This window comes from Nonomuraea sp. NPDC003201 (genome assembly GCF_053590415.1).
Map to the genome: position 1 here is coordinate 1 of NZ_JBSFTC010000283.1, position 14,320 is coordinate 14,320.

General features: G+C 71.9%; 14 protein-coding genes and 1 pseudogene. 7 read left to right on the forward strand and 8 right to left on the reverse strand.

What is annotated here, in order from left to right:
- The coding region (gene pdxA / locus ACWDX9_RS49560) for a 4-hydroxythreonine-4-phosphate dehydrogenase PdxA (RefSeq protein ID WP_449968140.1) at nucleotides 1–1,341 on the forward strand (1,341 nt) is incomplete at its 5' end.
- Nucleotides 1,342–1,379: 38 nt separating this feature from the next.
- On the forward strand, nucleotides 1,380–2,201 hold the full coding sequence (locus ACWDX9_RS49565; protein WP_449968142.1) for a DeoR/GlpR family DNA-binding transcription regulator: 822 nt from the start codon (nucleotides 1,380–1,382) through the stop codon (nucleotides 2,199–2,201).
- A gap of 133 nt (nucleotides 2,202–2,334) precedes the next feature.
- Here ACWDX9_RS49565 and ACWDX9_RS49570 read toward each other — a convergent pair whose 3' ends face one another.
- The 4 genes from ACWDX9_RS49570 to ACWDX9_RS49585 all read right to left on the reverse strand — a co-directional run bounded on the left by ACWDX9_RS49570 (nucleotide 2,335) and on the right by ACWDX9_RS49585 (nucleotide 6,683).
- Complete coding sequence (locus ACWDX9_RS49570; protein WP_449968145.1) at nucleotides 2,335–3,048, reverse strand: SDR family NAD(P)-dependent oxidoreductase; 714 nt, start codon at nucleotides 3,046–3,048, stop codon at nucleotides 2,335–2,337.
- Between the two features lie 58 nt (nucleotides 3,049–3,106).
- A complete protein-coding gene (locus tag ACWDX9_RS49575; RefSeq protein ID WP_449968147.1) occupies nucleotides 3,107–4,018 on the reverse strand; it encodes a helix-turn-helix domain-containing protein in 912 nt (303 codons plus the stop codon).
- Nucleotides 4,019–4,110: 92 nt separating this feature from the next.
- Nucleotides 4,111–4,980, reverse strand: a complete 870-nt coding sequence (locus tag ACWDX9_RS49580) for a zinc-binding dehydrogenase (protein WP_449968149.1) — start codon at nucleotides 4,978–4,980, stop codon at nucleotides 4,111–4,113.
- A 218-nt stretch (nucleotides 4,981–5,198) separates the two neighbouring features.
- On the reverse strand, nucleotides 5,199–6,683 hold the full coding sequence (locus tag ACWDX9_RS49585; RefSeq protein ID WP_449968151.1) for an IclR family transcriptional regulator domain-containing protein: 1,485 nt from the start codon (nucleotides 6,681–6,683) through the stop codon (nucleotides 5,199–5,201).
- 99 nt (nucleotides 6,684–6,782) lie between these two features.
- Between ACWDX9_RS49585 and ACWDX9_RS49590 the strand changes: the two genes are divergently transcribed.
- Genes ACWDX9_RS49590 through ACWDX9_RS49600 form a run of 3 tightly spaced genes read left to right on the forward strand, consistent with a single transcriptional unit; the run spans nucleotide 6,783 to nucleotide 9,306 of the window.
- Nucleotides 6,783–7,535: a CoA transferase subunit A gene (locus ACWDX9_RS49590; protein WP_449968154.1), complete on the forward strand. Its 753-nt coding sequence runs from the start codon at nucleotides 6,783–6,785 to the stop codon at nucleotides 7,533–7,535.
- Entirely contained in the window at nucleotides 7,532–8,161 is a 630-nt protein-coding gene (locus ACWDX9_RS49595) for a CoA transferase subunit B (RefSeq protein WP_449968156.1), read from the forward strand. Before ACWDX9_RS49590 ends, ACWDX9_RS49595 begins: the two co-directional genes overlap by 4 nt.
- A complete protein-coding gene (locus ACWDX9_RS49600; RefSeq protein WP_449968159.1) occupies nucleotides 8,158–9,306 on the forward strand; it encodes a thiolase family protein in 1,149 nt (382 codons plus the stop codon). The genes ACWDX9_RS49595 and ACWDX9_RS49600 overlap by 4 nt, the downstream gene beginning before the upstream one ends.
- 44 nt (nucleotides 9,307–9,350) lie before the next feature.
- Here ACWDX9_RS49600 and ACWDX9_RS49605 read toward each other — a convergent pair.
- A pseudogene (locus ACWDX9_RS49605) lies at nucleotides 9,351–10,543 on the reverse strand (RNA-guided endonuclease InsQ/TnpB family protein); the annotation flags it as partial.
- Nucleotides 10,544–10,692: 149 nt separating this feature from the next.
- Between ACWDX9_RS49605 and pcaH the strand changes: the two are divergent.
- Together pcaH and pcaG are read left to right on the forward strand one after the other, a co-directional pair.
- On the forward strand, nucleotides 10,693–11,445 hold the full coding sequence (gene pcaH, locus ACWDX9_RS49610) for a protocatechuate 3,4-dioxygenase subunit beta (protein WP_449968162.1): 753 nt from the start codon (nucleotides 10,693–10,695) through the stop codon (nucleotides 11,443–11,445).
- Entirely contained in the window at nucleotides 11,442–11,966 is a 525-nt protein-coding gene (pcaG, locus tag ACWDX9_RS49615) for a protocatechuate 3,4-dioxygenase subunit alpha (RefSeq protein ID WP_449968165.1), read from the forward strand. Before pcaH ends, pcaG begins: the two co-directional genes overlap by 4 nt.
- Before the next feature lie 5 nt (nucleotides 11,967–11,971).
- On the opposite strand, the gene ACWDX9_RS49620 is transcribed toward pcaG, so the two are convergent.
- From ACWDX9_RS49620 to ACWDX9_RS49630, 3 genes are all read right to left on the reverse strand, one after another.
- Nucleotides 11,972–12,628, reverse strand: coding sequence for a hypothetical protein (locus ACWDX9_RS49620; RefSeq protein WP_449968168.1), 657 nt, complete (start codon nucleotides 12,626–12,628; stop codon nucleotides 11,972–11,974).
- Between the two features lie 68 nt (nucleotides 12,629–12,696).
- Entirely contained in the window at nucleotides 12,697–13,116 is a 420-nt protein-coding gene (locus tag ACWDX9_RS49625; RefSeq protein ID WP_449968171.1) for a hypothetical protein, read from the reverse strand.
- Between the two features lie 76 nt (nucleotides 13,117–13,192).
- Nucleotides 13,193–14,320, reverse strand: a 1,128-nt coding sequence (locus ACWDX9_RS49630; RefSeq protein ID WP_449968174.1) for a sensor histidine kinase, incomplete at its 5' end; no start/stop codon positions are given.

Consider the following 14,320-nt stretch of genomic DNA (forward strand, 5'->3'; position numbering starts at 1 on the left):
CTGGCCGAGGTCGTCGCGGACGCGGTGCGCGCGTCCCCGCGGACGGTGGACCTCGTGCTGACCGGCGGCGAGACCGCCCGGCGCGTCCTTGACGCCCTTCAGGTGCGGGAACTGACACCGGTCGGACAGGTGCACCCGGGGGCCGTCCACTCCCGGACGCCCGACGGCCGTTCCGTGGTCACCCGCCCGGGCAGCTTCGGGGGAGCCGACTCGCTCGTCGAGATCGTCAGGGCCCTGGCCGCGCGCTCCCTCGCAACCCTTGAACCCGCCCCTCCCCAGAACCAAGCGAAAGGTCCCCAAGTGAGCATCACCACCGCCGCCGTCGGCGCACAGCCGCGCACCGCGGCCACCCCGATCATCGCCGTCACCATGGGTGACGGAGCCGGCGTGGGCCCGGAAGTCATCGTCGGCGCCCTCCAGGACCCCCACGTCGCCGAGCTCTGCCGTCCCGTCGTCATCGGCGACGCCGTACGGCTGCGCCAGGCGGCCGGCATCCTCGGGATCGACACCGAGATCGTGGCGGTCGACACCGTGGCCGATGCCGTGTTCGAGCCGGGACGCGTCAATGTCATCGATCTCGCGCTGCTGCCGGAGGATCTGCCCTGGGGGAAGGTCTCCCCCGTGGCGGGGGCGGCCGCGTACCACTACGTACGCGTCGCCAGCGGGCTGGCGATGGCCGGGGAGGTGCAGGCGATCTGCACAGCACCGCTGAACAAGGAGGCCCTGCACGCGGGCGGCCACATCTTCCCGGGACACACCGAGCTCCTCGCGCACCTGACCGGGATCGACGAGGTGTCCATGATGTTGTCCTCACCGAAGATCCGGGTCATCCACGTCACCACGCACATCGGGCTGATCGACGCGATCGCGAAGATCGAACCCGGCCTGGTGGAACGGACCGTTCGCCGCGGCCACGAGGCGCTGCGGCGGGCCGGGATCGACAACCCGCGCATCGGCGTGTGCGGCATCAACCCGCACGCCGGGGAGAACGGCCTGTTCGGGTACGGGGAGGAGGCCGAGAAGATCGTTCCCGCCATCGAGGTCCTGAAGGCCGACGGCATCGACGTGCAGGGACCGCTGCCCGCCGACACGGCGTTCTTCGTCGCGGGGCGCGGAGACTACGACCTCATCGTGGCGATGTACCACGACCAGGGCCACGGCCCGGTGAAGATCCTCGGCATCGAGGCCGGGGTGAACATCACCGTGGGGCTGCCCGTCATCCGCACGTCCGTGGACCACGGAACGGCCTTCGACATCGCCGGGAAGGGCCTCGCCGAGGTCGGTAGCATGATCGAGGCGCTGCGGCAGGCCGCCCAGATGTCTCCCAGCCCGGCCATCTGACCCCGGGGCCTTGAACGACAAGCCGAGAAGGAGGAGCGTTGTCCAGTAACTCTGAGCGTCGGCGCGCCGAGATCGTGCGTCTGGCCACGACCAGTGGTCTGGCCAGCGTCGAAGAGCTGTCCTCGACGTTCGACGTGACGTCCTCGACCATCCGGCGTGACCTCGCCCGGCTGACCGCGCAGGGGCTGCTGGCCCGCACGTACGGCGGTGCGATGGCCGTCGTCGCGCACCCCGAGGACTCGTTGCGCCAGCGCGTCGGCGACGCCTTCGAGGCCAAGCGCGGAATCGCCCGGTGGGCGGCCCAGCAGATCGGAGCCGGGGAGTCCGTGTTGCTCGACGCCGGCTCGACCGTCGCGGCGCTGGCTCACGAACTGCGCTCCAGCACCCAGCTCCTGATCGCCACCACGAGCCTGACGGTGCTGAAAGAGCTCGACGACGTCGAGGGCCTCCATGTGGAGTGTCTCGGCGGCAGGCTGCGCCACCTCAGCCAGGGATTCGTCGGCCCCGTCACCGAGACCTCCCTGGAGCGGATGTCGTTCGACCGCGTCTTTCTCGGGGCTGACGGAGTCACCGCCGACCGCGGGATCTGCGAGGCCGACCTCCAGCAGACCCGGCTCAAGGAGCTCATGGCGCGCAGTTCCCACAGGACCTACGTGCTGGCGCATGCGGCCAAGCTCGGGCGACGTCCGTTCCACGCCTGGGTCCGGCTCCCCCGGCCCTGGACGCTGGTGACCGACGCCGGCGCCTCGGAGGACGCGCTGGCCCCGTTCTCGGCTGAGGGAGTCGAGGTGGTCGTGGTCGACGCCGAAGGACGGATCAGCAAGCCGAAGCCGGCCGCGGGTCAGCCGATCGCTCCATAGCGTGCGAAAAGCCGCTGGTCCGGGCTTTACGTGATGCCTGGGCGGCTCGGCCGGCAGGTTCCGTAGCCGAGGCCGTCGCCGACGCGGGGGCCCGAGGTGGCCCGCTCCGGCCTTGGCGCAGCGGGGTCCGCGGTCAGACGAGCGGGACGCCCGTGTGGCTCTCCAAGGCGTGAATGAGGCGATCTTGGAAATCCTCGTCCTGCGACGCGGGGTGTGGCGTCTGCACCTGCCGGTGATACCAGTAGCCGCCGGTGCCCGGGCTCACGTCATGGTGGGTGGCGAGCCACACTTGTGTCCGGTGTCCGGCTGCCAGGTCATCCGGTGCGCCGGCGCCGCCCATGCGTGTGGGGACCCATCCGGGGTCGACCGCATGGCTCGAGGTTCCCTCCCACCGCGACGCGACCGCCAGCGCGAGCGTGGTGACCCACAGCTTGCTGTCGCTGTAGGAAGCGGTGCCGGTGGCCAGCCGTCGCAGGTCGGTGGAACCGCTTCGGTGCATGGAGCTGCTGAGGTAGATGAGCCTGCCCGGTTTGTCCATCAGGACCGTCAGCAGGTACGGCGCGACGGTGTTGACGATGCCCGCTTCGGGAGACCGCATGGTGCCGGCGTTGTGGATGACGGCGTCGAAGCGGCCGAACCTGCGGGCTTGCCGGGCAACGTCGTGGATCTCGTCCAGCTCGGCGAGATCCCCGATGACGACGTCTTTCCACCGGGCGGTGTCATCCGCGCCGGTGACCCGGGCCCGGTTGCGGACGTGGATGACCACGTCGTGCCCGCCGTCGGCCAGCGCGTTCGCCGTGTCGCGCCCGAGCCCGGTGGATGCCCCGGTTACCAGAATCAGTGCCATGTCAGTCCTCTCGCGCCTGCGTGGCAGGCCCTCCGGGTCAGAGGGCGTCACTCGACGGTCAGGCCATACCGTTGGTGAAGAACGTCCCCCGCTTGTCGAACGGGATCGGTTCCGTCCTGTCTGCCGGTTCCCCACCGTGGGCCGCGTTCACGCGCTGCCGGCTCCCGAACCCCTGGGTGGCGGCCCAGCTGGACAGGAGGGCGAACCTGTCAGCGGACGGTGAGCCCTCTTCGACGCTGAAAGCGCAGATGGACAGGCCCGGCTCGCCGGCGTCGGGGTGGCGGTAGACCTTCCGGCCGGTGCGGTGCTCGTGCACGTCCCGCTCGGCCCAATCCGCGCGGAACTGTGGGCTGAGCGTGGAGAGCTCTCCGATGAGTGCGGTGAGCTCCTGGTTGAGCGGGTCGCGTCCGGCTTCGAGTCGCAGCATCGCGGCGGTCATACTGCGGGCAAGGGGCCGGTCGACGTAGAAATCTCGAGCGCGGGGGTCGAGGAAGATGAACCGGGCCAGGTTCGGCTCCTCGGCCTCGAAGTGCGGGGCGAACAGCGCGCGGCCCATGAGGTTCGCGGCGATGAGGTCCTGCTGCGCGTTGACCACGACCGCGGGCACGGCCAGCTTGTCGAGGACCCGTTGCACCGAGGCCCGCACCGACGGCCCGGCCCGCCGCCGGCTGCGCGCGGCCGGTGTCGTCGGGGTGGGGCGGGCCAGGTCGAACAGGTATTCGCGTTCGACGTCGTCGAGTTGCAACGCTCGCGCGACGGCGTTGAGCACGCTCTCGGAGGCGCCGCGGATCTTGCCGCGTTCGAGCTGGGTGTAGTAGTCGACGCTGACACCGGCGAGCATGGCGACCTCTTCGCGGCGCAGGCCGGGCACGCGCCGTTCGCCGCCGAAGTCGGGTAGTCCCGCCTGTTCGAGGGTCACGTGCGCCCGGCGGGAGATCAGGAACTCCCGCACCTCGTCCTTCCTGCTCATATCCTCCACCGTAGACCTGTCGCCTGACCCGGTCGGCGCTGCGGCGCCGTCCGCAACAACCGCGCCTCGCCCCTCGAACGGGGCGAGGCGCGTCAGACGGTCAGCAAGACCTTGATGGCCCGACGCTCATCCATCGCCGTGTAGCCCTCCGCGGCCTCCTCCAGCGGAAGGGTGAGGTCGAAGACCTTGCCAGGATCGATCTTGCGGTCGCAGATGAGCCGGATCAGCCCGGGCAGGAACCGGCGAACCGGGGCAGGCCCGCCGTGGACGTGGATGCCGGCGAAGAACAGGTCGATGCCGGGAATCGCGACGTCGTAGTTCACCCCGACGAAGCCCATGTGCCCGCCGGGACGGGTCGCACCGATCGCCTGCATGGTGGACTCCTGCGTGCCGACCGCCTCGATCACACTGTGGGCGCCGAGCCCGTTCGTCAACTCCTTGATCTTCGCCACGCCTTCGTCGCCCCGCTCGGTGACGATGTCGGTCGCGCCGTAGAACCGGGCGAGCTCCTGCCGCTCGGGGTGGCGGGACATCGCGATGATCCGCTCCGCGCCGAGCTGCCTGGCGGCCAGGACACCCATCAGGCCGACCGCCCCGTCACCCACGACGGCAACCGTCTTGCCGGGGCCGGCCTCGGCGGCGACCGCGCCGAACCAGCCGGTGCCGAGCACGTCGGACGCGGCCAGCAGCGAGGGGATCAGCTCCGGATCCGGCTGCCCCGGTGTGGGAACAAGCGTGCCGTCCGCGTAGGGGATGCGAGCCCGTTCGGACTGGGTACCGACGTACTCGTGCCCCATCACCTGGTGGTCAGCCGGTTCGACGCCACGGTACGGCCACAGGTCCGACCCGCAGATACACGTCGCCGTCAACCGGATGATCGCGTCCGTGGGCTCGACGATCCTCGGATCCTCGCGCTCCTCCACGCGGACGTCTCCGGCGGTGTGTATCACCACTTGCCGCATGACCGTTCTCCTTGCTGTTTCTCGCATCGACACTCGCGCAGGCCGACAACGACTTCGTCAATGGCGCGCCATTCGCACCTTTCGCGATCCATCGAACCCGGTGAACGCGCTCACTGGCAGGGGCTGACAGCACCCCCCAGCCGGACCGTCTGTTCCCGGCCGAACGGCGTCCTGTCCCGGCCCGGCACCCGACCGCCGCCGCCACCAGACGGGTACGTCTAAGTCGTCCAGGGCGTCACGGAGACGTGCCGCAGGTCGGCGGACATTCTGGCGGCCGTCTCGGCCAGCGCGGGCAGGACGTCGCGGAGCAGGTCGGCGCGGGTGGCCCGGCCGGCGTGGGTGGCGACGTTGACGGCCGCGACCACCCGCCCGTCCCGGCCCCGGACCGGCACCGCGATGGACCGGACCCCCTCCTCCAGCTCCTGGTCCACCAGCGCGTAGCCGTCTTCGGCGGCCTGCCGGACGGCGGCCCGCAGCCGGTCGGGCGCCGTGATGGTGTGGCGGGTCAGCGGCTCGGGCGCGATGGCGGCCAGCCGTTCCCCGGGCTGGTCGGCCAGGAGCACCCGGCCCATCGAGGTGGCGTACGCGGGGAAGCGGGTGCCGACCGTGATGTTGACGGTCATGATGCTCACGGTGGGCACGCGGGCCACGTACAGGACGTCGTCGCCCGACAGCACCCCGACCGAGGCGGACTCGTGGACGCGGGCCACCAGGTCGGCCAGGTGCGGCTGGACGACCTCGCCGAAGGTGCGCTCGGACAGGGCCGCGTAGCCCAGCTCCATCGCCTTGGGGAGCACGGCGAAGCGGGAGTCGTCGCAGGCCACGTAGCCCAGCCGCGCCAGGACCTGCAGCGATCGCCGCACGGTGGCGCGCGGGAGCCCGGTGGTCTTGGCGGCGTCGGCCAGGCTCAGCCCGCCGCGGGCCGAGCCGAGCGCCACCAGCACAGCAAGACCTCGGGCCAGCGACTGCAGGTATCCCGCGCCCAACTCCTCCTTCGCGGCGCGAGAAGGGTCCGCGGGGGCCGGTGCCAGAGGGGGCCGGGGCGCCGGCTCGGTCAGGGCCGCCTCCATGGCCGCGACCGTCTCGCGCAGCCGGGGCAGCGCGTAGTCGCGCAGGCTGGCGGCGGTGTGCCGGCTGGTGTGGCTGACGACGCTCACCGCGCAGACCGCCTCCCCCCGCGGGTCGCGTACGGGCACCGCGACCGCGACCAGGCCCGGCTCGATGAGCTGGTCGTCCTCGGCCCACGGCGCGGCGGGGTCGCGCAGGGCCAGGCCCGCCGCGCAGCGGTCGGCGGGCAGCAGGTCGCCGACCCGGAAGGCCACCGACATGGTGCGCCGGCGGGTGAACTGGCCGATGAAGCGCACCCCGTCGCCGTCCGGGACGGCCAGCGACACGGACTCGTCCAGCTCCTCCGCGAGCCGCTCGGCCGGCGGCGCGAGGGGGTCGCGCAGGCCGCCGCAGGCGAGGTACGCCTCGCCCAGCTCCATCAGCCGCGGCGCGGGCAGCAGGTCACGCCCCTCCGCGCGGACGTGGCCGAGGTGGACCAGCGTGGCCAGCACGCGGTCGACCGTGGACCTGGCCAGGCCGGTGGCGCGTACGAGGTCGGTGGCGCGCACCCGCATGGGGCGCGAGCGCCCGGCGGCATCCGCCGTCAGCGCCCGAAGCACGGCCAGGCCGCGTTCCAGGGTCCCCGCAGGCTCCATCGGCCCTCCTTTGACACGGGCGCGGTCACGTACGCATACTCGTCATCACAATAGTGAACTAAAGTTCACTATGCGAACACTCCCGATGAATGGAGCGTCGTGCGGAGAGACAAAGTGGTCGCGACCGCGGAGGAGGCGCTGGCCGGCGTGTCGGACGGCGCGTCGTTCGCGGTCGGCGGCTTCGGGCTCAGCGGCATCCCCAACGTCCTGATCCAGGCCCTCTACAACACCGGCGTGACGGGGATCGGCGTGGTGTCGAACAACTGCGGGGTGGACGGCGGCGGCCTCGGCATCCTGCTGGCGGCCGGCCGCATCGCCCGCGTGACGGCCTCCTACATCGGCGACAACAAGGAGTTCGCCCGCCAGTACCTCGCCGGGGAGCTGGAGGTGGAGCTGACCCCGCAGGGCAGCCTGGCCGAGCGGCTGCGGGCGGGCGGCGCCGGCATCCCCGCCTTCTACACCCCCGCCGGGGTCGGCACACCGGTCGCCGACGGCGGCCTGCCCTTGCGCCACAACCCGGACGGCTCGATCGCGGTGGCCTCGCCGCCGAAGGAGGTCCGCGAGTTCGACGGCCGCTCCTACGTGCTGGAGCGCAGCATCACCACCGACTTCGCGCTGGTCCGGGCCGCCAAGGGCGACCGCTTCGGCAACCTGGTCTTCAACAAGGCCGCCCGCAACTTCAACCCCCTCGCCGCGATGGCCGGGCGGATCACGGTCGCCGAGGTCGAGGAGCTGACCGAGCTGGAGCCGGACGAGGTGCACCTGCCCGGCGTGTTCGTCCAGCGGGTCCTCGTCCTGACCCCCGACCAGGCGAGCGACAAGGCCATTGAGAAGAGGACGGTCACCTCATGAGCTGGACCAGGGACGAGATGGTCGCGCGGGCGGCGGCCGAGCTGCGCGACGGCGACTACGTCAACCTCGGCATCGGGCTGCCCACCCGCATCCCGTCGTTCCTGCCGCCCGACGTGGACGTGATCCTGCACTCGGAGAACGGCATCCTCGGCGTCGGCCCCTACCCCGCCCCCGACGCGCTGGACCCCGACCTGATCAACGCCGGCAAGGAGACCGTGACCGTGCGCCCGGGCGCGGCGTTCTTCGACTCCTCGCTGTCGTTCGGGATGATCCGGGGCGGCCACATCGACGTGGCGGTGCTGGGCGCGATGCAGGTCTCGGCGCGGGGCGACCTGGCCAACTGGATGGTGCCCGGGAAGCTGGTCAAGGGCATGGGCGGGGCGATGGACCTGGTCCACGGCGCGGGCCGGGTCATCGTGATCATGGATCACACCGCCAAGGACGGCACGCCGAAGATCGTCAAGGAGTGCTCGCTGCCCCTCACGGGGAAGGAGTGCGTGCACCGGATCATCACCGACCTCGGCGTCCTCGACGTCACCGGGGACGGGCTGAGGCTGGTCGAGACCGCGCCCGGGGTGAGCGTGGCCGACCTGCGCGACCGCACGGAAGCGGAGGTAGCCGTATGAACACCGTCTACATCGTGGACGCCGTCCGCACGCCCTTCGGCCGCCACGGCGGGGCGCTGGCCGGCATCCGCCCCGACGACCTGGCCGCCCACGTCGTCAGGGCCCTCGCCGAGCGCAACGGCGTGGCGGCCCCCGACGAGGTGATCCTCGGCAACGCCAACGGCGCCGGCGAGGAGAACCGCAACGTCGCCCGCATGGCCGCGCTGCTCGCCGGCCTGCCCGTGACCACCCCGGGCGTGACCGTGAACCGGCTGTGCGGCTCCGGCATGGAGGCCGTCATCCAGGCGTACCGCATGATCGCCCTCGGCGACGCCTCCACGGTGATCGCCGGCGGCGTGGAGTCGATGACCCGCGCGCCGTGGGTGCTGCCCAAGCCGGACAGGGCGTTCCCGGCCGGCGGGCAGGAGCTGGTCTCCACGACGCTCGGCTGGCGACTGGTCAACCCGAGGATGCCCGCCGAGCACACCGTGCCGCTGGGCGAGGGCGCCGAGCTGATCGCCGACCGGCACGGCATCGCCAGGGCGGAGCAGGACGCGTACGCGCTGGCCAGCCACCAGAAGGCGGCCAAGGCGTCGTTCGAGCGCGAGATCGTCCCCATCGGCGGCCTGACCAGGGACGAGAGCATCCGCGAGGACACCGGCCCCGACCAGCTCGCCCGGCTCAAACCGGTGTTCAGGAAAAACGGCGGCACGGTCACCGCGGGCAACTCCTCCCCGCTCAACGACGGCGCGGCCGCCCTGCTGCTGACCGACGAGGCGGGGCTGCGCGGCCGCGAACCCCTGGCCAGGATCGTCGCCAGCGCGGCCAGCGCGCTCGAACCCCGCTCCTTCGGGCTCGGCCCGGTCGAGGCGTCGCGCAGGACCCTGGCCAGGGCGGGCAAGGGGTTCGGCGACCTGACGTCGGCCGAGCTGAACGAGGCGTTCGCCGCGCAGGTGCTCGGCTGCCTGGCCGAGCTGCCCGACCTCGACCCCGCCATCGTCAACCCCGACGGCGGCGCCATCGCCCTGGGCCACCCGCTCGGGGCCTCCGGCGCCCGCGTCACCGGCACCCTGGCCCACCGGCTCGCCGCCGCCGGCTCCGGCACCGGGCTCGCGTCCCTCTGTATCGGCGTCGGCCAGGGCCTGGCCGTCGTCCTGGAAAGGTAGCCGCAGTTGACCTCCTCCCCCTCGTAAACGAGGGGGATTCCAACCGTCGCCGGTCGGTCTTCCTGCTTCACTGCCGGTCGCCCGCCCGAGAGGACTCTCGTTGAGGTCTTACACCAGCTCCACAGGCGTTTCAGCTCTCCGCCAGCCCGGCGGCGAGCACGTTGCGCGCGGCGTTGACGTCGCGGTCGTGGACCGCGCCGCAGTCGCAGGTCCATTCCCGGACGTTCAGCGGCATCGCTTCTTGCAGCATCCCGCAGGCCGAGCACAGCTTGGAGGAGGGGAACCAGCGGTCCACCGCCACCAGTGTGCGCCCGTACCAGGCGGCCTTGTACTCCAGCATCATCCGCAGGTCGCGCCAGGCCGCATCCGAGATGGCGCGGGCCAGCGAGCGGTTCTTCACCATGTTGCGGACGGTGAGATCCTCGATCACGACCGTTTGGTTCTCACGGACGAGCCGAGTCGAAAGCTTGTGCAGATGATCCCGGCGCCGGTCGGCGATCCGGGCGTACACCTTCGCCACGCGCAGCCGGGCCTTGGCCCGGTTGTTCGATCCCTTCTCCTTATGGGCGAGCGATCGCTGAGCACGGGCCAGCTTGCGCCGGTCGGCACGCTCGTGACGCGGGTTGACGATCTTCTCACCCGTCGAGAGCGTGGCCAGCGCCGTGATGCCCGCGTCCACGCCCACCGACGCCTCGACCGGCGGCAGCGGCGAGATCTTCTCCTCGAGGAGGATGGACACGAACCACCGCCCGGCCGCATCCCGGGAGACGGTGACCGTGGACGGCTCGGCCCCCTCGGGCAGCGGACGCGACCACACGATGGTCAGCGGCGCGTCCATCTTCGCCAGAAAGAGTCGGCCCTGGCGCCAGCGGAACGCCGAGCGGGTGTACTCCGCGCTCGCACGTGCCTTCTTCCTGCTCTTGAACGTGGGGTACTTCGCCCTGCGCGCGAAGAAGTTCGCGAACGCCGCCTGCAGGTGGCGCAGTGCCTGCTGCAACGGCACCGACGACACCTCACCCAGGAACGCCAGCTCGGGGGTCTTCTTCCACGCCGTCAGCGCGGCGGAGGACTCCACGTAGGAGACCCGTCTGCCCTCCAGGGTGTAGGCGCGGGTCCGCTCTTCCAAGGCCTTGTTGTAGACCAGGCGCACGCAACCGAACGTCCGGGCAAGCTCGCCGGCCTGCTCGGGAGTCGGGTAGAAGCGGTACTTGTAGGCCCGCTTCACCAGCTGCGCCACACCTCACATTTTTGCAGGAGGACCAGCCAAGTACTGCTCGATTGTCGTAGACAGCGGTCCGCCTGACGGCGAATCGCCTGCTCCTGCGCTGCTCCGCAGGAGTCCGATTCCTCCCCGTCTGAAGGCGGGGGTCTCCTCGGAGGTATCAGATGACCCCACCCCTCACCCAAGCCGACATCGACCGCGAGATCGCCGAGGTCCACCAGGCCCGCGAAGGCGCGGAGGCCGACCATCCCGATCGCGACTTCGCCCCCTACCGCAGCAGCGTGCTGCGCCACCCCAAGCAGCCGCTCGTCGCTCTGAAGGACCCGGAGGCGGCGGAGCTGGCCGGGCCGGTCTTCGGCGTCGCCGACGTCGCGCCGTTCGACGCGGACCTGACCAGGCAGCACGCCGGCGAGCCGCTCGGCGAGCGGATCACCGTCCAGGGGCGGGTGCTGGACCGCGACGGCCGCCCGGTACGCGGCCAGCTCGTGGAGGTCTGGCAGGCCAACGCCTCGGGCCGCTACCTCCACCAGCGCGACGACCATCCCGCGCCGCTCGACCCCAACTTCTCGGGCGTGGGCCGCTGCCTGACCGACGACGAGGGCCGCTACGCCTTCACCACGATCAAGCCCGGCGCGTACCCGTGGCGCAACCACGTCAACGCCTGGCGGCCCGCGCACATCCACTTCTCGGTGTTCGGCACGGCTTTCACGCAGCGACTGGTGACCCAGATGTACTTCCCGAACGACCCGCTGTTCCCGTACGACCCCGTGCTCAACTCCGTCACCGACGAGCGGGCCAGGCAGCGGCTGGTCTCCGCGTACGACCACGACCTGTCCGTGCCGGAGTGGTCGCTGGGCTACCGGTGGGACATCGTGCTGGACGGCCCCGCCGCGGCCTGGATGGAGGAGGGCCGATGAACCCCACCCCCTCGCAGACCGTGGGCCCGTTCTACGGCTACGCGCTGCCGATCCCCCGCGGCGGCGACGTCGCCGACGGCGGGATCACCGTCCACGGCCGCGTCTACGACGGTGCGGGCGAGCCGGTGCCCGACGCGCTGCTGGAGTTCTGGCAGGCCGACCCGTCCGGCGGCCTCGCGGGCGCGCCGGGCACGCTCCGGCGCGACCAGGTCACCGGCGCGCTGCTGGGCCGGCGCGGGGTCGACTTCACCGGGTTCGGCCGGGTGGCCACCGATGCCGACGGCGGCTGGGTCCTGCGCACGCTTCCGCCGGGCAACGGCTACATCAGCGTCTGCGTGTTCGCCCGCGGCCTGCTCCACCACCTCTACACCCGCATCTACTTCACCCAGGACGCCTTCCTCGGCTCGCTGCCGCCGGAGCGCGGGCGGACGCTGGTGCCCGTGGAGGAGCGTACGGGCGTCTACCGGTTCGACATCCACCTGCAGGGCGACGAGGAGACCGTCTTCCTGGACTTCGGCTGATCTCCTCAGACCAGGCCCACCATGAAGCCCTCGTCGCGGATGCCCAGGTAGATGGCCGGGCGGTACTGGCGCATGGCGTGCTCGATGACCGGGATGTACTTAGGGTTCGAGCCCAGCGGGAGCCGGTAGCCGTTCTTGACCGTGTGGAACTCCCACAGGTGCTCCATGTCCGGATGGCGCGCGCGGAAGCCCGGGTCGGCCGGGAAGAGGTCGAGGCGGACCATCGTCTTGCGCATGATGTAGTCGGCCAGCTTGACGCGGCGCTGCTGCGTGCGCGAGATGCCCACCGCGGACAGCTCGGCCCACGGGGCCGCCCACGGGCGGCCCTGGGGGTCGTCCCAGCGCACGCCGTGGACGTCGAAGACGAGCTTGCGCGGCCGGCTGAGCTTGCGCCAGGTGATGATCGGCAGCAGCCCGATGAACAGGAAGATCAGCCCGAGAACCAGGACGGCGACCGCCGAGCCCGCGCCGCCCGTCGTCTGCCCGGTGAGCGCCGAGAAGACCGCCATGAGCCCGATGGCCCCCGCGACGGAGCCGCCGATCAGCGCCTTCACCTTGGCGTCGCCGCCGACGTCGATCACCACGGGAGGCGGCGCGAAGGCGGGCTGCTGCTGCGGGGGGTAGGGGGCATTGAACTGTGGCTGCTGCGGGCCGTACGTCATGAAACGGCAGGTTAGCCGTGATCGCGGCGCGTACTGTGACGCTTCGTACTTTTGCGAAGCGTTCTGGGTCACCCTGCGGGGCGGATCTCGGTGAACAGGCGCAGCGTCACCGGCCGCAGCCGCCACCTGGGCCAGCGCAGCCGCAGGGGCGAGAACCTGGCCGTGAGGACGATCTTCAGGTACGAGCTCCCTGACCATCCCACGGGCACCCGCGCGCAGAACCCCGACACCTCGGCGCGGGCCGCCCGCCCGTCCAGCAGCAGCCGGCTGCTCCCGCGGACCTCGGATCCGCCCTCCAGGCTCACCGACTCCCACAGGAGCTCCGGCGCCCCGGGCAGGGAGAGCCGCAGCGTGAAGCCCGCCAGCGACCCGGCCGGGCTCAGGTAGAAGGAGCCGTCGAAGCCGCCGCTCCCGAGACCGGCCGAGAGCGTCGCCTCGCTGGCGTCCATGGCGATCCGCCAGGCGTTGGGATCGGTATAGGGGATCAAGGGGCTCACCTCGCTGTCCGGTAAGACGCGTCTACACAGACAAGACGTCGTAGCCCCCGCGAATGTGACAACCGGGTCAGCGTCGCGCGGGCACGGTCGCGTCGAGCCGGAAGCGGTGATCCCGGGAGGCGGTCGTGAGGCGGCCGCCCCGGGCGGCGAGGCGGGCGGTGAGGTTGGCGACGCCCTGGCCGGGCTCGCCGGGGCGGCCGGTGACGCCGTCGTTGTCCATGCGCAGCCGTACGAGGTCGTCGCCGGTGGTCAGGGCGATCGTCACGTGGCGGGCCTCGCTGTGCCGCAGCACGTTGGTGGCCGCCTCGCGGACCACGACGGCGAGCAGGGCGTCGACGCCGGCGGGCAGGGGTGCGGGATCGGGGTCGATCTCCACGGTCGCGCCGGTGGCCTCGAGGACCTCGCGGGCCGAGGCCAGCTCGGCGCGCAGGCTGAGCCCGGGTTCGCCGTCCCCGGGGATGGCGCGCAGGTCGGCCAGCGCGGTGCGGGCCACGGTGACGATGCCGGCCAGCTCGGCCTCGGCGCGGGCGGGGTCGCGGGCGGCCAGCTCGGCCTTGACGGTGATCGCGGACAGGCCGTACCCGATCAGGTCGTGGACGTCCTGGGCGATCCTGCGCCGCTCCCGGGCCGCGGCCAGTCCGGCGAGCGCCAGCCGCGACTCGCGTACCTGGTAGACCAGCCGCGTCACGGCGGTCAGCCCGTAGAACATCGCCGACATGCCGACCACCTCCACCAGGGCCGCCGGGATGTCCGCGGCCGGGCCGGACCGGGCCAGGAGCACCGCGGGCACGCTCGCCACCACCGCCGCGTACAGCGCCCACGCCAGGCGCGGCGCGGGGATCACGATCAGCAGGGCGGCGGCGGCCCAGCCGACGAGCTGGTAGTAGGGGCGGTCCGGTTCGAGCAGCGGCAGCCACGCGAGCAGCAGCTGCGCGGGCAGCGTCCAGGCGGCGTGCCTCGGCCGGACGCCGGGAGGCCGCGGCAGCGCGTGGTACGCCTGCAGCGCGACCACCGCGACGACCGCGGCCCAGTACGCCATCCGCAGCCCGACCGGCACCGGCGCGCGGGCGACGACGATGATCGAGGCGACGGGCACCCACAGGTAGACCACCGTCAGGATGGGCAGCGCGAGCCGCGGGGTCAGGTCGCCGGGCGGCGGGATCGGCGGCGGTTCGGGGCGCTGCCTGGCCTGCCG